Genomic DNA, 18,740 nt, shown 5'->3' with positions numbered 1-18,740 from the left:
TTTGTTAACGTTAATATTTAGTTAGTTATGGAAAACGAAGTGGTATACCTCAGACCCAATGTTGTATTGGAACCCTTAGTAGATAAATGGTATGCCTGGACGCATCTGATCTATCCTCCTACTGCGGCTATGAACATACTGTCGAGGCACCTCAGGATCATGAGCTCTTATGTACAGGCGCCACAGGTGCATGCTGCCGCCATCCGCAACCCGAAAATGCTGGGAGGACCGTTCATGAACTATGAAACAAACAGAGCGGAAGATATTAAACAGCTGATAGTCGAAACAAAAGAGAGCAGGAAACACATGCTGGAACTTGCCGAAGCTATTAAAGACCTGGATAACCTGCTGCAGCAGGAAGCCCATGGTTTTTCACTTGATCCCCTGTATGAAAAAGTGCCCGACATATTAAAAGGACTTGTAGAGATCAGTTACGATCTGCATAACAATCCGGGCTTTCGTTTCTTCGAGCAGTTGATGTATAAGAGTGAATATTATAACGAAAATGCGCAGAGTCTGGCTATGTGGCTTACTACTAATGATGAACGTCCCTTTGTGCTGAGCACTGCAAGGCTAAAAGATACTACGAGCATAGAACTGAATATTCCCTTCTCCAGTAGCCTGGTAGACCGCCTGCATCATATGAGGACTTTGCCAGGTAGTTTCGCCGAAATAAAGGAAGCATTGGATATCGCTGATGAAGACCTTGCACTGTTCCAGTCGTTTTTTACAACAGAAGCTCCCCCAAAATATGAGCGTTATACCGGCGATAAGATACGGATGCGTTATTTCGGACATGCCTGTATCCTGGTAGAAACAAAGGAAGTATCCATCCTGGTGGATCCTGTTATCAGCTACTACGGTTACCAGGCAGAGGTGGAAAGATTCTCCTACAGCGATTTGCCAGAGGAAATAGACTATATCCTGATCACACATAATCACCAGGACCATATCCTGTTTGAAACCATGCTCTATCTGCGCCATAAGGTCAAAAAGATCATTGTGCCCAGAGGTAGTATGGGAAATCTGCAGGACCCCAATCTCAAACTGATGTTCAATATGATCGGTTTCCATAATGTAGTGGAGCTGGAAGAAATGGAATCTATTACATTCGGCAACACCACTATTACCGGATTGCCTTTCCTGGGAGAACATGGCGACCTGAATATCCGTTCGAAACTCTGCTATCATGTAAGAATTGGTTCACAGTCGATGCTATTCCTTGCAGACTCCTGCAATATAGAGCCCCGGTTGTATGAGCATGTTGTGAAACAGACAGGTCCTGTGGATATTATTTTCCTGGGCATGGAGTGTGACGGGGCGCCTTTTACGTGGGTGTACGGCCCCCTGATGACAGAAGAGATACAAAGAGAGAAAGATCTTTCCCGCAGGCTGGCGGGTTCTAATTTTCCCCGCGGACAAGCGCTGGTGAATACATTCAAACCCCGTGAACTGTATGTGTATGCGATGGGACTGGAACCCTGGATAGAATTTATCAGCAGTGTAAGGTATCATGAGGATGCCAATCCCATTGTAGCATCCAATAAGCTGATCACCGATTGTGGTGAAAACAATATAGCCGCAGAAAGACTGTTCGGCGAAAAAGAATTATTATATGAAATCTGATTTATAACATCGCTAAATCTTCATGTATGAACTTAACTACATCTATTGCTCACATAGGTGAGGATAAACTGCCCGTGTTCCTGAAATTTGAAGAACAGATAAGCACTGATTTCTTCGCTGACTGGTACCATGAGAACCGTGAACTGATGGACTCGACATTGTTAAGAAATGGCGCTATTCACATAAGAGGTATTAACATAGACTCAATTAACGCTTTTAGTGGGTTAATGAAACGTCTGCATCCTGCATCATCCAGTTTTCTGGATGGCAATTCCAGCAGAAGCAAACATACTTCCAACGTATATAATGCCTCCGAATATGATGCAGGGTCTGTCATCAGGCTGCATACAGAATTCTCTTATTCTAATCTCTGGCCTGCACATATCTTCTTTTGCTGTATCAACAAAGCAGATACAGGAGGTGAAACAACTGTAGGTGATTGCAAAAAGGTACTTGCATTACTTTCTCCCGCTATAGTAGAAGAGTTTGAAGCGAAAGGCATCACTTATATCCGCAATCTGCATGGTGGTTCAGGCCTTGGGCCTTCCTGGCAGGAAGCGTTTGAAACAACAGATAGGCAGTTCATGGAGTCTTACTGCAATGAAAATGGTATCACCGTAAAATGGCAACCTGATGGAGCAGTACGACTGGAACAAACAAGGCCGGCTATCAGAAAACATCCTGTTACCGGCGACCGCTTGTGGTTTAACCAGGTAGATCAGTTTTACCCGGTCATTTACGGGGAAGAGGTATTTGAAACACTAATGTTCCTGGCTAATAATGATCCTAATGGCTTGCCTATGTATGCGCGTTATGGCGATGGTTCAGAAATACAGAAAGAATATATCGATGAAATTATCCGGGTAATGGATGAAGCAACGGTGCCGGTTCCCTGGGAAAATGGTGATCTGCTGATGGTAGATAATATGCTGTCACTGCATGGTCGTCTTCCTTTTACCGGCGATAGAAAGATATTGGTTTCGATGGCCTGAGCCCGGAGGCGCGTCCTTTTTCGTAAACTCCTTTTTAATTTTTTGTAATGTTTAAGTTCAAATCATACAACATCAATCAGCTTGATAAGATTCCCCAATTAATGTTACTGGATCACAGGCAGATGGAGGACATCCGGATAGTCAGCGAGATCTATCCTTTTAAAACGAATAATTATGTATTGGAGAATCTTATTAACTGGACAAATGTTCCCGACGACCCGATCTTTCGCCTGAACTTTCCGCATAAGGAAATGCTGACGGAGTTACATTATGATCAATTGAAATGGGGAAAGCGGAACATGGATGAAGCATCCTACCGTAACCTGGTCCATGATATACGTTTATCACTGAATCCACATCCTGCGGGGCAGGTGGATCATAACACACCTTATTTTCTGGGTGAGAAACTGGAAGGTATGCAACATAAATACCGCAATACCATATTGTTCTTCCCCAGTCATAGTCAAACCTGTCACGCATATTGTACGTTCTGCTTCAGGTGGCCCCAGTTCGTCAATGAGCCTGGCTTCAAGATACAGGCGAAGGAGATAGAACCTTTAGTAGCCTATCTAAGGGCCAATCCGTACATCTCAGATGTATTGCTGACAGGAGGTGATCCTATGGTTATGAGCCCCCATATCCTGGCAAATTATCTGCTGCCGCTGCTGGAAGTAAAGAGCCTGAAAGTGATAAGGATAGGTACCAAATCACTCAGCTACTGGCCTCACAAGTTTGTTACAGATGCCGACAAGGATGAGCTGTTGCAGTTATTGGCCAAAGTAACAGCTGCTGGTAAACACCTGGCCATCATGGCCCATTTTAATCACTATGTGGAGTTCGAGACAGCTGTAGCACAGGAGGCCATATTCAACCTGCGGAAGATAGGAGCTGAGATCCGCACACAGGCACCGCTGCTTAGAAATATCAACAACAAGGTAAGGATCTGGTCAACCATGTGGGAGCGGCAGGTACAGCTGGGGTGTGTACCTTATTATATGTTCCTGCCCAGGGATACAGGTGCACAGCATTACTTTGCTGAATCCCTGGAAACGGCATTACATATTTATCGTGGGGCGATACAGTTAACGGGTGGGTTATGTCGTACAGCCAGAGGCCCGGTGATGTCTATGACCACTGGTAAGGTGGAACTATTAGATATTGAGGATGACGTGTACCAGCTACGCTTCCTGCAACATAGGAATGGCACATTGGCATATAAAACATTTAAAGCCAGGAGTCGGCAGGACCATCCGAAATGGTTCGATGATCTCTCTTGTTACGATGAGCGATACAGGGAATTTTTCAGTGACCAGGATGATTACGACACGAATGAATTACGGTATGATAACATTTCTTTGCAGCTCTAAGAAGCAAAAGTTGATCCGATAAGAAGGATTGTTGTAATAGATATAAATAAAATGCCGCAGGCATATTGCCTGCGGCATTTTAATGTTTAATTCAGTGCCGGTACAAACATTAGTTTTTCCGGTGTAATCCACCCACCGAAATATTCTTTATCAGTCGCTATCGGGAAAAAGAGTTGTTTATCTTATCTTGCATTTAAATAAGCTATGCTTTTTCATTTCAGCAATAGATTTCCACAACTAAACGCATTCTGGGATAAATATCTCCCATTTCAGAAGCGTATGGACGTTCCTGCGAAAACCATTTTGCTGGAAGAGGGAAAGATTTCCCAGAACTACATTTTCATAGAAAAAGGCTGCGTGCGCTTATTCTTTAACAACAATGGAGAAGAGAAAACAGTGCAGTTTTTTTTTGAGAATGAAGGGGTGACCTCTTTTGATAGCTTCGTTAATAATATTCCCAGCCAGTGTGCTATTGAAACGATTGAACCAGCGGTTATTTACATGCTGCCCAAACAGTATGCTATTCAGATGATAGAGGAGTTAATGCTTGAAAGGGACTTTGCACAAATGATGTTGCAGATGTTTGCGCTTCGGCAGACGCACTACGTTAATGAATTCATCTCCTTCATTCGTGATACTCCCGAGCAGCGTTATCAAAATCTGCTGAAGGAACGTCCGCATATCGTGCAACGGGTACCACAGCATTATATCGCTTCTTATCTGGGGGTAACGACTGTGCATCTGAGCCGTATCAAGAGTAAAATAGCAAAAGGGAAAACACATTTCTAGGTCGTCTCCTGACTTAATAACATATGTTATCGTCCACCGACGCTGCACATCCTAATTTTGTTCTAACAAAAAAGGAAAAACATGAAAGCAGCAGTAATGTATCAGCAAGGAGGATTTCCTCAATACGTAGATTTTCCTGAGCCAATCACTCAGCATAATGATGAACTACTAGTTACTGTAAAGGCAGTGGCTATTAAACACTTCGATAAAGCCAGTGCTTCAGGCACACACTATTCAAGTGACGCTCCAAAACAAAATGGCCGGGTAATTGGCGGAGATGGGATATGCCTCCTGGAAGATGGTACAAGAATATATGGCATAGGTATTAGCGGTATGTTGGCGGAAAAAGCAACCATCCGCAAGGATCTTATAGTAAAAGTGCCAGATGCGCTGGATGACGTCACAGCAGCAGCACTGCCTAACGCCGTTATGGGCGCTGCTATGGGCCTTAAATTCAAAGCGGATATTCAACCGGGAGATGTAGTATTGATCAACGGTGCGACAGGTTTTACCGGCCGTGTTGCTGTTCAGATAGCCAAACATTATGGTGCAAAAAAGATCATCGTAACCGGTAGAAATCAGCGGTCGCTGGGAGACCTCTTATCATTAGGGGCGGACGAAACAGTTTCTGTGTTGCAGGATGATGAAAGCTTTAAAAACAGGATTAAGGAAATTCACTCGCAAACACCTATTGATATCATTATTGACTATCTATGGGGACACACGGCAGAAATGATATTAGCTTGCCTCAAAGGCAATGGTGCATTTACCAACAGGATAAGATATGTATCGATTGGTAGTATGGGGGGAGACCTCATACAATTATCAGCAGCAAACCTGAGAAGTGTCGATCTTCAGTTAACAGGATCTGGTCTGGGCTCCTGGTCTAAATCCCAGATTGGTCTGCTCATTAAGGAAATGTTGCCAGAGATGTTTCAGTTGGCTGCTGCCGGCAAACTGAAGGTGGCAGCTACGCAAGTGAAGTTAAAAGATATTGCAGCACTATGGGATCAGGATGTTCCTGACGGGCAACGCCTGGTGGTAACCATTTAAGTAACCCCTTTTTCCCATGTCATAACTACTCATAATTATGATAGCAGCACTATTAATTGCCGTGTGGTCGTTTATTGTACTGAAGGTAAGGAAGTCTACTTTACTGAAGGCAATAATGGCCAGACTGATGAAGTCTGAATATCCGCAGGGTGAGAAAATGAAGGTTGAACAATAATACAATGCCCCTGGCCATTAGGCGAGGGGCTTTATAATTCTTTTGAAGGGTCCCAGAAGAACTTCCTGAAGTTTACCACCTTATCACCTTTTACTTCCACACCTTCCTTCTCAAGTAACTTTTTTCTGGCGGCGATGCCTGCCGCTTCTCCTGTCAGTTGTCCCTGGCTGTTTACTACACGCTGTGCGGGTACAGGAGGTTTCTCATGCCCGCAGGCGCCCATGGCATGTCCTACCATGCGGGAGTAGTTTCCTTTACCTAAAGCCTTTGCAATCGCCCCGTAAGAGGTTACACGGCCTCTTGGAACCAGTCTGGCAATCTCATAAACGAGTTTGTTGAAATCCGGGTCATTCATCATACAGCATAATTAAGCTTTATGAAGGTAGAGAATTCCCGGCAGCGTGCCAACATCGCAAGGTAATCCCTGCTGGTGTGGCTGCCAGTCAGGAATTTTGGGGGATTCTCCTCGATGACGCTGAGTAATATTCACACAACAACGACAATTTTTCCATCTGCTGAATTACTGTCCATCAGTCTATGCGCCGCAGCAATATTATCAAGCTTAAACGTACAGCTGATGCTCAGCTTTATATCACCTGCTTCCACATCACGAATAAACGCCTGGAAATGTTCGCTGTTCACCCTGATCTGGCCAGTGCTGTACGTAGTGAGGCTAACTGTTGCCGGGATATATTCCATAGGCGAAAAATTATTTATTGTCCACTGTTCTGAGAGTATCCCCGTCATGCAGACTGTTCCTCCCTGTGCAGCACATTGGAGTGAGTCTTTTAATGTTGTGGTGCCCACTAATTCAAGTATTTTGTCGATGCCGGCTGGAAATGAAGCTTTAATCCTGGGAGCAAGATTACCATCGTCAATAAATACCTCATCAACGCCATTATCTAAAAGTAGCTGTTCCTTCTCTGGTTTCCTGGTAGTGGCTATTACATACAGCCCGTGCTTTTTTGCCATCTGTGTGGCAAGCATGCCAATAGAAGAAGTGCCTCCTCTGATCAGTAAAGTTTCATTCTTTTTAATTCCCAACGCGAGATGTAATGATCCAAAAACGGTCTGGAACATCTCAGGAATAGCACCCAGCTTTTCCCAGCTCAAATGACTATTGAAAGGAACGAGAATAGCGCTGGGCAGCACCGCATATTCTGCATAGCTGCCATCATATGCTCTTCCCATTTCTCCCATGAACGCAGCTACTTTTTGTCCCTGTTTAAGTTTCCCGGATGGATCATTTTCTACTTCGCCAACACATTCAATGCCTAGTACTCTCGGAAAAACAACGCTTGGCGACAAACCTTTGCGTGTCATTAATTCCGATCTGTTTAAGCCAAAAGCTTTTATTTTCACCAGCACCTGCCCTTCACCCGGAACAGGTATTGGTCTTTCTTCCAGTAAAAAGTTTTCCGGGCCACCTGGGTGGTATAATACTGCTGCTTTCATGTATACTCGTTTAGATAGTTATTAATGCTGCTGACCAGCAACATAATTGAACATATAGCGATAGATCTTCCATGCTTTCCTCTCTTTACGAAACACAAAGAAATCCCTGCTTTGTTTTGTTGATGGCTGTCCTGTTAAAGGATCGTGAGTAGTGGTGATCGCGGTTGCCTGTACAAATGCATACCGGGTATCCAATACAATGTCTTCTACTGTAAAATCGATATGGAACTTTGTTCTTTTGATGTAGCTCCCATTATTCCTGGTTAACAGGTCCTGGAAGGTAAGTGTCTTCATACCAGCTGGCATAAAGAGGCCGTCATCGGTATAAAAGGCGGATATCAGCCCTATATTCGCTGTGTTCAAAGTATCTGCGTATGCAGTTACTAATTGACGCACTGCCTTTATCTCTTCCTGAAAGCTCATGTCTGTCCTTTTTGTAAGGCAAAGATGGCATCGAAAAGCAGGATCAGCCAATGAGGTATCTTAAGAAATACCCTTAATATAGTTTAAGGGTTAGACCGCTGACTCAGGTCTTTACGGATCTTACTGAGAAATTCCGGGGTGATCCCCAGGTAGGAGGCAACCTGTGTATTAGGTAACCGGTTAGAGATATGGGGATATTGCTCCAGAAAAGATTGATACCGCTCTTCTGCTGTTGAGCTGATGTTTTGTAATACCCTGTTCTGCAGGGCGATAAATTTCTGTTCGATGATGATCCTGAAATTGCGGTCAAATTTATGATGGTTGATATAGAGGGAAATCAGATCAGGGTATTTGATCTGTAATATAACAGATGGTTCTATTGCTTCTATATACAGCTGGCTTGGTTTCTCTGAATAAAAGCTGGCCAGATCAGTGATCCAGTCATTTTCCGCCGCAAACTGGATATTGTGCTCTTTTCCATTTTTATCCACTGCGTACATTTTGAAGCAACCGCTAACCACAAATGTAAAGTGGCGGCATACGTCTCCCTGTTGAAGGATAAACCCACGGCGCTTTACTTTACGCTCTGTAAAATGCAGGAATAGCTCATCACGTTCCTTGCTGTTAAGTGGGAAGTAGTTTTTGAAATAGTTTATTAACTGCTTTACTGATGTATTTTCAGTACTCAAAATTCAAAGAATAAAGGTTTATAACGAGATAATAAGTAAAGATAATAAAATCAGCAAAATCAGCTTACTGAAGGGAGTATCACATTAACAGTAGTACCCGTACCTGCTTCCGAAACCACCTTTATTTTGATGCTATGATAATCAGCAATGCTTTTTACAATAGACAGGCCGAGTCCATAGCCTTCACCATCTACCGTATTCTTTTTTCTGAAACGGTTGAATATTGTGTCAATATCTGATGGATCAATTCCGACCCCCGTATCCCTGATGGAAACGGTATAAGCGCCATCTGCGGCCAGCGTATCACTGATATCAATACTTCCATCGGGTTTGTTATACCGGATAGCGTTGTTAATAAGATTGTAGAACAGCTGGAACAACAGGTCATGATTCATTTTATGCAAGGTAATATGCGGCTGCAGGGAAACGCCCATCCGGATATTTTTATCCTCCAGCCGATGTGTCAGTTCCTGTACGATTTCGCTGATCATTTTGCCCGGCTGAATATTATCCTGCCTGGCATATTGGTCATTTTCAATCCTGGAGATCAATAACAGTGAATGAACGATCTTTTTCAGGCGATTAAGGGTCTTCATCATTTCCATGATCTTCTCCATCGTTGTTTCTTCAAGATCATTTGATAGCAGCAGATTCTCCATCTTGGTCTGCAGGATACCAATGGGCGTCATCAGCTCGTGAGATGCATTGGAGGTGAATTCCCTTTCCCTGTCAAAGTCTTCCTTTATCCGATTCATCAGTGCGATGAGGGAGTTGTCAAGATATTTGAAGTCAATGGTCGTAGTACGGATGGAAGGCGGGCTCTCCTTGAAGGGAAAGACAGGATTGATGAGTTTAGTCTGGATGATTGTTTGTAGTGGTTTAAGGAGGATGCGTGTAAAAGAAATATCCGTAAGCAGTGTCAGTATCGTGAGCATACCGAGCACATATAAAGCAATTCTTTGTAAGGGGCCATTATACTGGCTGATAGATGCAATTGTCTTGCCAATTTCCAACTCATACAACTGGTCGTTATATTCGAACGCCTGGTTAAGGATACGGTACATGACAGTATCTCCCTCTATAATTCTTTGTGCTGTCTGAATAGTATCCGGTGAATAGATGTGTTTAGCCCGTTCCAGGGAAATATATTCTTCCCTGAGCAGGGTATAGCTGCCATACGTTGAATCTCCCTGCAAATAATAGTCGATACCGTTAGTCTGTATATTGGTCATTACCTTTTTTGCCTGCTGCTTTAACAGGCGGTTGGTGCTTTGAAAAGCGACCCTGTCAATGAGTACAGGCAACAGTATGATAAAGAGCATGACAGTTGCTATCTTCGACAGGGTGGAGGTAAGCGTAAGTTTGGTAAGCAGCTTCACGATATGATTATAGTTTAATTTTGTACCCTACTCCTCTGATGGTTTGCAACCATTCTGCCGGTCCATATACAGTTAGTTTTTTGCGGATGTTTTTTATATGTACATCTATATAATTGGAATCATAATCATCATCTGAAAAGCTTCCCCAGATGTGCTCACTCAGCTGCATACGCGTCAGCGGGCGATTCTTGTTCAGCAGCATATAACTCAGCAGGTCAAACTCTTTTTTTGACAGGTCAATGTCTGTATCCCCATACAACACCATCCGGGTGTTTAAGTTAACAGTGAAATCGCCCAATTCTACCAGGTTGCCTTTCAGTCCTGATTTCCTGCGACTGATCGCCTGCATACGCGATTGTAATTCCAGCAGGGAAAAAGGCTTGGGGAGATAGTCATCTGCTCCCAGATCGAGACCTCTTATCCGGTCTTCCAGTTTGCCACGGGCAGTAAGAATGATATAAGAGGCTTCCGGGCAGATCTTCTTGGCATCTTCCAGTACCAATAGCCCGTCCTTGTCAGGCAAGCCAAGATCAAGGAGAATAAAGTCATAAGGACCTTCCTCCATGAATTGTCTTGCCTGTTTCGCTGTAAAGGCAAGATCGCAAAGGTATCCTGCCTTTATAAGGAAATCTTCCATTTCCAGCGCCATGCCTCTTTCGTCTTCAATGATCAGTACTTTCATATCATTTAAAACTGGTAGTAAAAGCTTGCGGTGAAAAATGAGTTCGCTTTTCCCGGATCAGATTGGGACTTTTGCCCAAGTAGGGAAAGCTGGTATTCGAACTCTATCATATAGCTGGCCCTGTTGTAAGCCAGGGGCAGTTTAAGGTTGTAGGATAAAAGATCGTAGCTGGTAGTTGCCTGGGTAGTGGTCGTACTACCCGTTCCGCTTCCCGGAGTAGTACCAAGAATAGGAGGAAGAATACCCAGTAAACTATCCCTGATACTTTTTTCCTTTACATAGTATGTGTAAAACCGTTGCGTGCCCGCTGTTACATCTATTAACGGGGTGAGTGTAACGATATCTTTTGAAGTGATGCTAAAGAGATTGATCTGTTTACTCACACCCAGTGTAGAGAAAAAGTCATTGGTCTTTCCAAAAGCATAATCCACGCCCAGCGTAGTTGTTAACCAGCTGCTATGAGTCAGGCCGACAGCTGCTGAATGAGGATTAGCAGCCTGCAGGAAAGGAGAAAGCTTAGGATAAAAAGTATAATTATAACTAAGATCTGCCGACAGACGTTTACTCAGCTTGAAAGAAAAGCCTGCTCCCGCGCTGTAAGCTGAAACAGTATGATCATGATCGTTCAGTAAACGATAGCTTGTGCCTGTCAGTGAGAAGCCCGAACGATGCTGGTATTTCGCTACTGCTGCTACATAAGCCATTCTTTCAGTTGATTTCTGACCGTAATAGTTCGCATTGTTGGCATAACTGGTTCCAATAGTAAGCGTGGATTTTTCAGCAACAGACGCACTGTCCTTTTGTAATGTACTGTCCGTCTGCGCCCGGCAAAAAACACTGATCAATAATATTGGCAGTAAAAAGAATAGCTGTTTCATGGTTTTTCATTGAAGTGCTGTGTTATGGTACACGGACACCTATTTTTTTGATGACAATCTTTGGCTTGATGATTTGCGGAGGCTTTACAGGTGTCACAACCGTTGGAACCGCTATAGGCTTCAGCTGTTTTTTGGACTTGGGCACCTCTTTAATGACAGGTTCCACTGGCAGCTCCTGCTTTTGTTCTACTGTTTCTGTCTCGACCGGCTTTTTAACAGGAATAGTGTCCAGCGGCACGGTATTCACGGGGATTATCCTGTAAGGATGTTGGGGTAGTGTTGCACTACCCCAACTATGGAGGGAAATGATTAATAGTGTAGTAGTTATTCCTACATGGCGATATAAAGCCCCTTTGTTCATTTTCACGACAGTATTTTAATAATGTGTTACCTCAGTCCCACCTTCATATTTGCCCCAATATGAGCGGCAGGTTTGATAGATGGTGCCTTTATGTTATTATGCACAGCTCCTGCAACTTTGATAGATGAGGGAGTGACAGCTTTTGTATGATTCGCTACACCAGCATCTACTGATTTTACAGTTGCTTTTGTACCAACAGCAGTTTGTTTAACGTCACTGTTGACAGTCGCGGCGACATTTTGTGTGCTTTTAACAGTCGCGTTGGTGGCACCTACGGCAGTCTGTTTAATCTCACTATTGACACCAGTGCTAATATGCTGCGTGCTTTTAACAGTCGCATTGGTGGTACTGCTTGCACCATTCTTTAATGCCCCTGCATGTTCACTAGCTGCAGAAATGTTTGTTTTACCCTCAGAAGCAATCGCTGTACCATTTTTAGCATTGATCCCGGTTGAGGTGTTTGCAGTCCCTGCAGCCGCTGTTTTTACATTGCCTGGCTTAATATCAGCCTGGGATGCTGTCTGTGTAGACGCTTTTCCATTCACTGAACTTGTCCCGATAGTCGCTGATTGTGTTGTTTTTACAGTGGCATTCTGGGCAGATACAGCGCCTGAAAATAAAAAAGCAGCCATGACAAAAAGTGTTGTTTTCATACATTTCCAATTTTAAGTTAGTATTTATTGCTTGTTGATACAAACTTAGATGCCCAACATGAAGAAAAAATGAAAAATGGGTTATTGGGGGATGGGGGCAACCTGGATAATATATAATAAAAAAGGAGGGGCAAATCCCCTCCCCGTTACATTGATTGATTATTGCGTGTCAGTTTTGCTTTTTTGAGGGCATTAACATACCAGGATAAAACACGCCGTCAGCCTGCTTCAGTTCCAGCCCCAGTAACTTTGCTATCAGCGGCGCCACATCTTCCAGCCCTATTTCAGGAAACACAGCTCCTTTATTCAGACCAGCTCCCATCGCCACGAAACCTGTACGGATCTCTCTGAAATCAGGAAAATAGCCATGTGCACCTCCTTTGGCAGGTCTTAACTCCGGGCCATCCGCATTGTTATTGAAGGAGATACCCTGTACGCCTGTAATTGCCAGGGCCGCCGCAGGATCGCTGTGTATGCTGTCCATTACAGAGCGGTCTATTATACGGAATAGTTTTCTCACAGATAATGGTTGTTCAGCCAATAGCTGTTTAACCTGCTGTAATGTTTTTTCATCTTTGGGATCTTTCAGATGGAGAAAGGCCGACCCGCCGGATGAATGAAAAGCCGCCTTCCAGTTGCCTCTGTCAGGTGTTGTGCCAATCAATCCTTTCCTGGCCAGCCATACGTTCGGGGCAAGACTGGAATGTGTATCCACAAAGCCATGATCACCGGTGATGATCACCACGGTGCTATCCATGATTCCTGCCTTTTCAATGGCTTCCATAATGTCGCCTATCGCCCTGTCGGCAGCAGCTACCGCTCTTCTTACGCCCTGTCCTTCGCGGCCTTCCTTATGTTGCTCCTCGTCAGTACAAGGCAGGTGTACCGTTACCAGGTTGGGTTTGTATTTCCTGATCAGATAAGCGGTCATTCTACCAAGGTTCTGGTTCATAGACAGGTAGCGCAGGTCCATATCATTGGCTTCCAGGTGACCAGTAGCATTTTCCTGAATCTCCTCAAACAACCCTTTAGGCGTAGCATCCTTGCTGGTCGCCGGCCTGCGGTCGCCGGGAGTATCTTCTGACCATGTTTCAGGTATATTGTAGTCAATCTGTGCACCTACTGATACAGGCCATGATACTGACGCTGTTTTCAGACCAGCATTGTGTGCAGCTTCCCAGATGGTCTGTACCTCGATATCTTTTGATTCTTTAAACCATCTGCCTGACACTCCTTTAGGATCAAAGGGCGTATTATATACAATACCATGTTTCCCGGGCATAGCGCCGGTAATGAGAGTGGTATGCGACGGATAGGTGACTGTAGGAAATATACCTCTTACACCTTCCGCATAGATACCTTTCTCCATCATCTGCTGCATGTTGGGAGCAGGCCAGGATTTGTCCATGTAGAAGTCGGGGCGGAATCCATCCACACTCACCATTACCACATATCTGGCAGTTTGTGCCTGCAGTGTGTTTTGAGCAAATAGCAGTAAACCAGCTATCAATATCTTCTTCATATACTTAGTTGATGAATGGGAAAATTTCTTTTGATTGTTTGTTTGCAATCAGCACTTTGTTCATATCGTACTTCATGGTCACCACACCGTTGGCAACATCGTATGTAAAATCATCCATGCCACGGTTCAGCGGAATGAAAGAAGGGATCTGTGCTTTGATATCGCTATCCTTTACATTCTTATTATTCAGCTGTTCTGTTTGTGATACCGGGAACCTGATACCAAGATCTGTCATACGACGACCTTCAGCCATGAAGATTTCCTGGCGCATTCTGTAAAGCAGGTATAACAGTTGGTCCTGTGTGGTGGCTGCATCGAGTTCTGCACTTGTAACCTTAGTGCCGGACACGGTATAGGCGGTGATATTGCCGGCCTGCCTGTCCAGCACATACGCATCGCGCAGGCTGTCAGTAGTATCGAATTTCACTTTTACCGCTTTCAGCGGATAATCTGTCCTGTTACCGCCATTGCGGGTTTCTTTTTTGTCGTCCAGTTGTACAGTAGGGCGTTTAGCTACTACCTGCGACAGCAGATCTTTTAATGTCTGTCTGCCGGCATCAAGAGCATTCGCAGAGATCTGTGTTTCCGCCAGTATCAGCCATGCCTCTTCCGCTTTCACGATAGTGACAGGTTTCTGGTCTGCACTGATCACTCCAATGTGATAATACTTAGGATCTAGGAAATCAAGCCTTGGAAGTGGAGCAAATTCATTATTCGTAGAAGAGAACAGGAAGGTCTGTATATCATTGCTCACACTATTTACACCATCATATTTTACCTGGCGGAGTAAACTGGCCGATGTCATCGCTGCTGTTGCATATTGAGCCGCATTGGCAGCATCTCCCATACTGTAATATACCCTTGCTTTCAACAGGCTGTAAGCTGCCCTTTCACTGTTGCCTTCAGGTAAAAGCGCAATGGCTTTATTAAGGTTTTCCAGTGCGATGTTTAGATGCTGGCTAGGTGTTAATACCACGCCTCCGGTGCTTCCCGGTAATCCTGTAAACAGCTCTCCGCTCAGGATGTGGGCAAAAGCAAGGGTGAAGTACACCTCAGCAGAATCAGCAGCTTTGGATGATGCATCTTGCGGCAATACTGTCGATAAGCCATATTCCGCCATAGTGCGTAAACCTTGTACCCGCACCTGGGCGGTATTGACATCAAGGTCAAAGTAATCTATCTGCGGAATGTCAAATACTTTACTGCTCTGTGTACGGTTGTTAAAGTAGTTGTCAGACACCAGTTCTGCGTACACCACTACGCTGTTCATGGTAATGCCCAGTTGTCTGCGCAATCCGTTCATCCAGCTGGATGTGGCGCCGGGATTACCGATGTATACTTCTTCGGTAACATTCGGGTTAAGCACATTACAGGATGTACTGCCCAGTAATAATATGATGATGATATATTGAAAGATATTTTTCATTGTCAGCATTTTAGAAGTTTAGCTTTAAAGAACCCAGCCATTGACGTGGTGATGAATAAGTCGCATAGGAGATACCACCAGTTGTAGCCCCGCCTTGTCCCTGTGCTGCACCACTGATGGTGGCTTCAGGATCGAAGCTGGATGACGCGAAATTCAATGGATTCACCGCCATGAATCCAATCACCATCGATTTTACTTTATTGTTCAATAAGCCTCCTTTGATGGAATAAGATGCCCCAATCGTTCTTACCTTGATAAAGTCATTCTTTTCTGTGAACATGTTGGTGATGTTCAGCCAGTTGGTACGTTTGTTCTTGTCGATCTCTGCCTGTGGAATACCCTCATTGCCGGCGCCATAGTTGAAACGGAACTGCCTGTCGAATGAATTTGCATACGCACCTTTCTGATAGTCGCCATTGGCATACAACTCGAAACGTTTAAACCGGAAGTTTAGTCCGAGGCTACCAAAAAGGGTAGGAATAGTTGTGCCAAGGTTCTGCTGTGCTTTGGTCGATGCCAGTGTACCATCCGGACCGAAAACACCGTAATTTCCTCTCAGGAACCCGATAGGATTGCCTTCCTGCACAACTGTCTGAAGGGTACGGGCACTGAAGCCGTTGATATTGAAAGGCGCTACGCCACCAGAACTGAGCACTGTATTATACAATGTATTCACGGAGGCATTCAGGCGTAAGTCGATATCTTTTGTTTGTATTGGGATCACTACAACATTGAACTCAAATCCACGGTTGAGGATCTTACCCACGTTATAGAGTTGTGATTGCAGCTCTCCGCTGGATGGTGTAGGCGGTACAAAGAACAATGCGTCGCGGGTGAGCGCACGATAATAACCTGCAGTCAACAGGATACGGTCATTCACGAAACCCAGGTCCATAGCACCTTCTGCTGTCTGTGTCTTTTCCGGTTTCAGATTATTGTTGCCCGGCTGACCAAAGTATGCCGCCTGCTCTCCCAGGTATCCGCTGAATGCGATGGTGCGCTGATTAGCGAAGGCATTGGGAAGATTACCTGCCAGACCATAACTTCCTCTTATCTTGGCAGAAGATATAACGGCTGATATGGCATCGAACCAGGGTTCTGCACTGGGAACGTAGGAAATACCCGCCTTAGGATAATACTGCACACCGATATTCTCACCAAACGCCGGATTGCCGTCGCCTCTCACACCGAAGTCTACGAATAGTTTGTTTTTGAACCCGATATTTTCCTGAAGGTATACGCCATAGTTTACCACCTGGAGATAATATTCATTACTGGTTTTAAGCGCCGCATTGGTAATAGTGCGCGAACCATCCCTGATGTTACTGCCGTTATAAACGATCTGCTGGTCTTCATTACGGAATAACTGCCAGCCACCGGTAGTTACAAAAGAGAAGTCTCCTGCTTTCGCTTCATATTGTCCGTTCAGTTCCAGTGTGATGCCGAAGTATTTACGATCGGCGTTTGAAATGCTTCCCTGATCGGTAACAGTAGTGTTGGTAGTAAAAGACAGGTACTTGTTGGTGGTGATCACCTGGTTACGTTGTATACGGTAGTCAATACCGCCGGTAGCTTTGAAGACCAGGTTTTTCAGAGGGGTATACTTAAACACCTGTGAAGTATTGAACCTGTTGACAGTAATGCTATTGTCCTGGAGGCGTTCTGCTGTATGCACAAAGTCTTTTATCTTCTGAAAGGATGCCTCGGATAAGGTATCGAGATTAGGATTGAACCTGGGACCTGTAATAGCTGAAGCACCGCCTTCGGCGAACCAGAGGCCGGTATAACCACCCTGGTCGCCGTTACGGTTGCGTTTGTAGCTATTATTGACATAGGACAATGAGCTTTCATAGCTGACCTTCTTACCCAGCGCTGCGCGGAAACCACTGCTGAAATCAATCCGCCTGTTACTGTTCTGGTTGAAGATCTGCACGCCTTCGCTGTTGCTGTAGTTGCCGGCGAAGCTGTATCCAAAATTGTCTTTTCCGCCATTTAATGACAGATGCTGCCGCTGATAGAAGCCGTTCTGCATCAGCAGTTCTTTTGTACGTTTGAAGTGCAGGAAATCGGCAGTGGGGGTTTCAACACCCATCTGCGATTCTACAGTGATGTTTAGTTTATCTCCGCCGCCTTTTTTGGTGAAGATCTGTATCACACCGTTCGCCGCATCAGAGCCGTACATCGTGGTGGCAGCGCCTCCGTTGATGTATTCTATACGCTCAATGTTATCCATCGGAATGTCTGAAATAGAGCTGACACCAGCACTGCTTGAGCTTCCGCCTGCAAGCTTTGAAGCCGTATTGAGGTTGTCCATTCTTACGCCATCTACATAAATGATAGGCGTTGAGTTGATAAAGGCAGAGTTGAAACCCCTGGAACGTATGATGGAAGTAGCGCCTGCCTGACCGCCTGTAAGACGGATCTGGGCATTGGGCAACTTGCTTTGCAGCAGCTGGTCAAGGCGATTGGATGGCGCCTCGTCCAGTTCTTTTGTATTGATACTTACTACGTTGGTAGAGAGCCTTCTTTTGCTGATATCCAGTCCCTGACCGGTCACAACCACTTCGTCCAGACCCAGTCTGTCTGCCTCGAGTGCAATATGTAAAGGAGTGGCTGCGGATGCTTTATGAATGGTCAGCTCCTGTTTCTTATATCCAAGATAATATACTACCAGTGTCACCGCTTCTACATCCTGTGGAAAGCGTAGCTGGAAGTTGCCCTGTGCATCGGTAATGGTACCCAATGTGGTGCCTTTTATGCCAATGCTGACACCAGGAAGCATTTCTCCAGAAGGTTTTCCGCTTACTTTACCCGTGATGACTACCTGCTGCTGCAACAATAATTTGAGCGCATAGCTCACTTCATTGAGCACAATATATTTGTCATTCACCTGTTTCGCAATAACGGGGTATTTTGACAGCAGTTCGGACAATACCTCGCTGACAGGCTTGTTTGTAGCTGAATAGCTAACCCTGTTGCTATCAGGTATATTATCCCTGTTATAGCCAATGATAAAGGAGGATTGCTGTTCGATGAGGTTGATGGCCTCTTTCAGAGATCTGCCCTGGATATGCAGACTGATTTTTACATCATTCATGGATTGTCCCGCCCCGCTGGATGCGAAGGACAATGCAGATGAAAATAGTAACAGGAAGCTTGTAATTCTCATTTTCAGTGAAAAAAGCTTTTTGAACAGGTTGTAGTAACCTGTAAAAATTTTGTGCATCTTTGACATGTTTTTAATGTGTGTTAGATCCGTTAAAAATGCTG

General features: G+C 44.7%; 18 protein-coding genes. 6 read left to right on the top strand and 12 right to left on the bottom strand.

Annotated features, from left to right (window positions below; all coding sequences use genetic code 11):
- Nucleotides 1–27 precede the first annotated feature (27 nt).
- From CLV42_RS32050 to CLV42_RS34080, 6 genes are all read left to right on the top strand, one after another.
- Nucleotides 28–1,626, top strand: a complete 1,599-nt coding sequence (locus CLV42_RS32050; RefSeq protein WP_106606032.1) for an MBL fold metallo-hydrolase — start codon at nt 28–30, stop codon at nt 1,624–1,626.
- Nucleotides 1,627–1,652: 26 nt separating this feature from the next.
- A complete protein-coding gene (locus CLV42_RS32045; protein WP_106606031.1) occupies nt 1,653–2,618 on the top strand; it encodes a TauD/TfdA family dioxygenase in 966 nt (321 codons plus the stop codon).
- A gap of 47 nt (nt 2,619–2,665) precedes the next feature.
- Nucleotides 2,666–3,985, top strand: coding sequence for a KamA family radical SAM protein (locus CLV42_RS32040; RefSeq protein ID WP_106606030.1), 1,320 nt, complete (start codon nt 2,666–2,668; stop codon nt 3,983–3,985).
- 204 nt (nt 3,986–4,189) lie between these two features.
- Entirely contained in the window at nt 4,190–4,774 is a 585-nt protein-coding gene (locus tag CLV42_RS32035; RefSeq protein WP_106606029.1) for a Crp/Fnr family transcriptional regulator, read from the top strand.
- Nucleotides 4,775–4,855: 81 nt separating this feature from the next.
- Entirely contained in the window at nt 4,856–5,827 is a 972-nt protein-coding gene (locus tag CLV42_RS32030; protein ID WP_106606028.1) for a quinone oxidoreductase family protein, read from the top strand.
- A 37-nt stretch (nt 5,828–5,864) separates the two neighbouring features.
- Nucleotides 5,865–6,002: a hypothetical protein gene (locus CLV42_RS34080; RefSeq protein ID WP_170117726.1), complete on the top strand. Its 138-nt coding sequence runs from the start codon at nt 5,865–5,867 to the stop codon at nt 6,000–6,002.
- A 31-nt stretch (nt 6,003–6,033) separates the two neighbouring features.
- Here the strand turns inward: CLV42_RS34080 and CLV42_RS32025 are convergent, their stop codons facing one another.
- The 12 genes from CLV42_RS32025 to CLV42_RS31970 all read right to left on the bottom strand — a co-directional run bounded on the left by CLV42_RS32025 (nt 6,034) and on the right by CLV42_RS31970 (nt 18,696).
- Nucleotides 6,034–6,360, bottom strand: coding sequence for an MGMT family protein (locus CLV42_RS32025; RefSeq protein WP_245901793.1), 327 nt, complete (start codon nt 6,358–6,360; stop codon nt 6,034–6,036).
- A gap of 128 nt (nt 6,361–6,488) precedes the next feature.
- Nucleotides 6,489–7,457: a zinc-binding alcohol dehydrogenase family protein gene (locus CLV42_RS32020; RefSeq protein ID WP_106606027.1), complete on the bottom strand. Its 969-nt coding sequence runs from the start codon at nt 7,455–7,457 to the stop codon at nt 6,489–6,491.
- A gap of 21 nt (nt 7,458–7,478) precedes the next feature.
- A complete protein-coding gene (locus CLV42_RS32015; protein ID WP_106606026.1) occupies nt 7,479–7,880 on the bottom strand; it encodes a YybH family protein in 402 nt (133 codons plus the stop codon).
- Nucleotides 7,881–7,963: 83 nt separating this feature from the next.
- Entirely contained in the window at nt 7,964–8,569 is a 606-nt protein-coding gene (locus CLV42_RS32010) for a Crp/Fnr family transcriptional regulator (RefSeq protein ID WP_106606025.1), read from the bottom strand.
- Between the two features lie 59 nt (nt 8,570–8,628).
- The gene (locus CLV42_RS32005; protein ID WP_106606024.1) at nt 8,629–9,948 is read right to left on the bottom strand and encodes a sensor histidine kinase; all 1,320 of its coding nucleotides are present in this window, start codon (nt 9,946–9,948) and stop codon (nt 8,629–8,631) included.
- Between the two features lie 7 nt (nt 9,949–9,955).
- A complete protein-coding gene (locus CLV42_RS32000) occupies nt 9,956–10,630 on the bottom strand; it encodes a response regulator transcription factor (RefSeq protein ID WP_106606023.1) in 675 nt (224 codons plus the stop codon).
- A 5-nt stretch (nt 10,631–10,635) separates the two neighbouring features.
- A complete protein-coding gene (locus tag CLV42_RS31995) occupies nt 10,636–11,508 on the bottom strand; it encodes an outer membrane protein (protein WP_106606022.1) in 873 nt (290 codons plus the stop codon).
- Nucleotides 11,509–11,530: 22 nt separating this feature from the next.
- A complete protein-coding gene (locus CLV42_RS31990) occupies nt 11,531–11,875 on the bottom strand; it encodes a hypothetical protein (RefSeq protein WP_146154541.1) in 345 nt (114 codons plus the stop codon).
- Nucleotides 11,876–11,895: 20 nt separating this feature from the next.
- Nucleotides 11,896–12,522: a hypothetical protein gene (locus tag CLV42_RS31985; protein WP_106606020.1), complete on the bottom strand. Its 627-nt coding sequence runs from the start codon at nt 12,520–12,522 to the stop codon at nt 11,896–11,898.
- Nucleotides 12,523–12,691: 169 nt separating this feature from the next.
- Nucleotides 12,692–14,044, bottom strand: coding sequence for an alkaline phosphatase family protein (locus CLV42_RS31980; protein ID WP_106606019.1), 1,353 nt, complete (start codon nt 14,042–14,044; stop codon nt 12,692–12,694).
- Nucleotides 14,045–14,048: 4 nt separating this feature from the next.
- The gene (locus tag CLV42_RS31975; RefSeq protein ID WP_146154540.1) at nt 14,049–15,470 is read right to left on the bottom strand and encodes a tetratricopeptide repeat protein; all 1,422 of its coding nucleotides are present in this window, start codon (nt 15,468–15,470) and stop codon (nt 14,049–14,051) included.
- Nucleotides 15,471–15,480: 10 nt separating this feature from the next.
- The gene (locus CLV42_RS31970; protein ID WP_211303571.1) at nt 15,481–18,696 is read right to left on the bottom strand and encodes a TonB-dependent receptor domain-containing protein; all 3,216 of its coding nucleotides are present in this window, start codon (nt 18,694–18,696) and stop codon (nt 15,481–15,483) included.
- Nucleotides 18,697–18,740: the final 44 nt, after the last annotated feature.

This window comes from Chitinophaga ginsengisoli, assembly GCF_003014595.1.
Taxonomy (GTDB): domain Bacteria; phylum Bacteroidota; class Bacteroidia; order Chitinophagales; family Chitinophagaceae; genus Chitinophaga; species Chitinophaga ginsengisoli.
The sequence above is the reverse complement of the archived record's forward strand: the minus strand, read 5'-3'. Positions and strand labels throughout refer to the sequence as shown.

What these genes read in the sequence shown, in the direction of transcription:
- CLV42_RS32000 (WP_106606023.1), bottom strand. Translation starts at nt 10,630, where the DNA reads ATGAAAGTACTGATCATTGAAGACGAAAGAGGCATGGCGCTGGAAATG.
- CLV42_RS31995 (WP_106606022.1), bottom strand. Translation starts at nt 11,508, where the DNA reads ATGAAACAGCTATTCTTTTTACTGCCAATATTATTGATCAGTGTTTTT.
- CLV42_RS32035 (WP_106606029.1), top strand. Translation starts at nt 4,190, where the DNA reads ATGCTTTTTCATTTCAGCAATAGATTTCCACAACTAAACGCATTCTGG.
- CLV42_RS32050 (WP_106606032.1), top strand. Translation starts at nt 28, where the DNA reads ATGGAAAACGAAGTGGTATACCTCAGACCCAATGTTGTATTGGAACCC.
- CLV42_RS32020 (WP_106606027.1), bottom strand. Translation starts at nt 7,457, where the DNA reads ATGAAAGCAGCAGTATTATACCACCCAGGTGGCCCGGAAAACTTTTTA.
- CLV42_RS34080 (WP_170117726.1), top strand. Translation starts at nt 5,865, where the DNA reads ATGATAGCAGCACTATTAATTGCCGTGTGGTCGTTTATTGTACTGAAG.
- CLV42_RS31980 (WP_106606019.1), bottom strand. Translation starts at nt 14,044, where the DNA reads ATGAAGAAGATATTGATAGCTGGTTTACTGCTATTTGCTCAAAACACA.
- CLV42_RS31970 (WP_211303571.1), bottom strand. Translation starts at nt 18,696, where the DNA reads ATGCACAAAATTTTTACAGGTTACTACAACCTGTTCAAAAAGCTTTTT.
- CLV42_RS32045 (WP_106606031.1), top strand. Translation starts at nt 1,653, where the DNA reads ATGAACTTAACTACATCTATTGCTCACATAGGTGAGGATAAACTGCCC.
- CLV42_RS32015 (WP_106606026.1), bottom strand. Translation starts at nt 7,880, where the DNA reads ATGAGCTTTCAGGAAGAGATAAAGGCAGTGCGTCAATTAGTAACTGCA.
- CLV42_RS32040 (WP_106606030.1), top strand. Translation starts at nt 2,666, where the DNA reads ATGTTTAAGTTCAAATCATACAACATCAATCAGCTTGATAAGATTCCC.
- CLV42_RS31985 (WP_106606020.1), bottom strand. Translation starts at nt 12,522, where the DNA reads ATGAAAACAACACTTTTTGTCATGGCTGCTTTTTTATTTTCAGGCGCT.
- CLV42_RS32030 (WP_106606028.1), top strand. Translation starts at nt 4,856, where the DNA reads ATGAAAGCAGCAGTAATGTATCAGCAAGGAGGATTTCCTCAATACGTA.
- CLV42_RS31975 (WP_146154540.1), bottom strand. Translation starts at nt 15,470, where the DNA reads ATGAAAAATATCTTTCAATATATCATCATCATATTATTACTGGGCAGT.
- CLV42_RS32025 (WP_245901793.1), bottom strand. Translation starts at nt 6,360, where the DNA reads ATGATGAATGACCCGGATTTCAACAAACTCGTTTATGAGATTGCCAGA.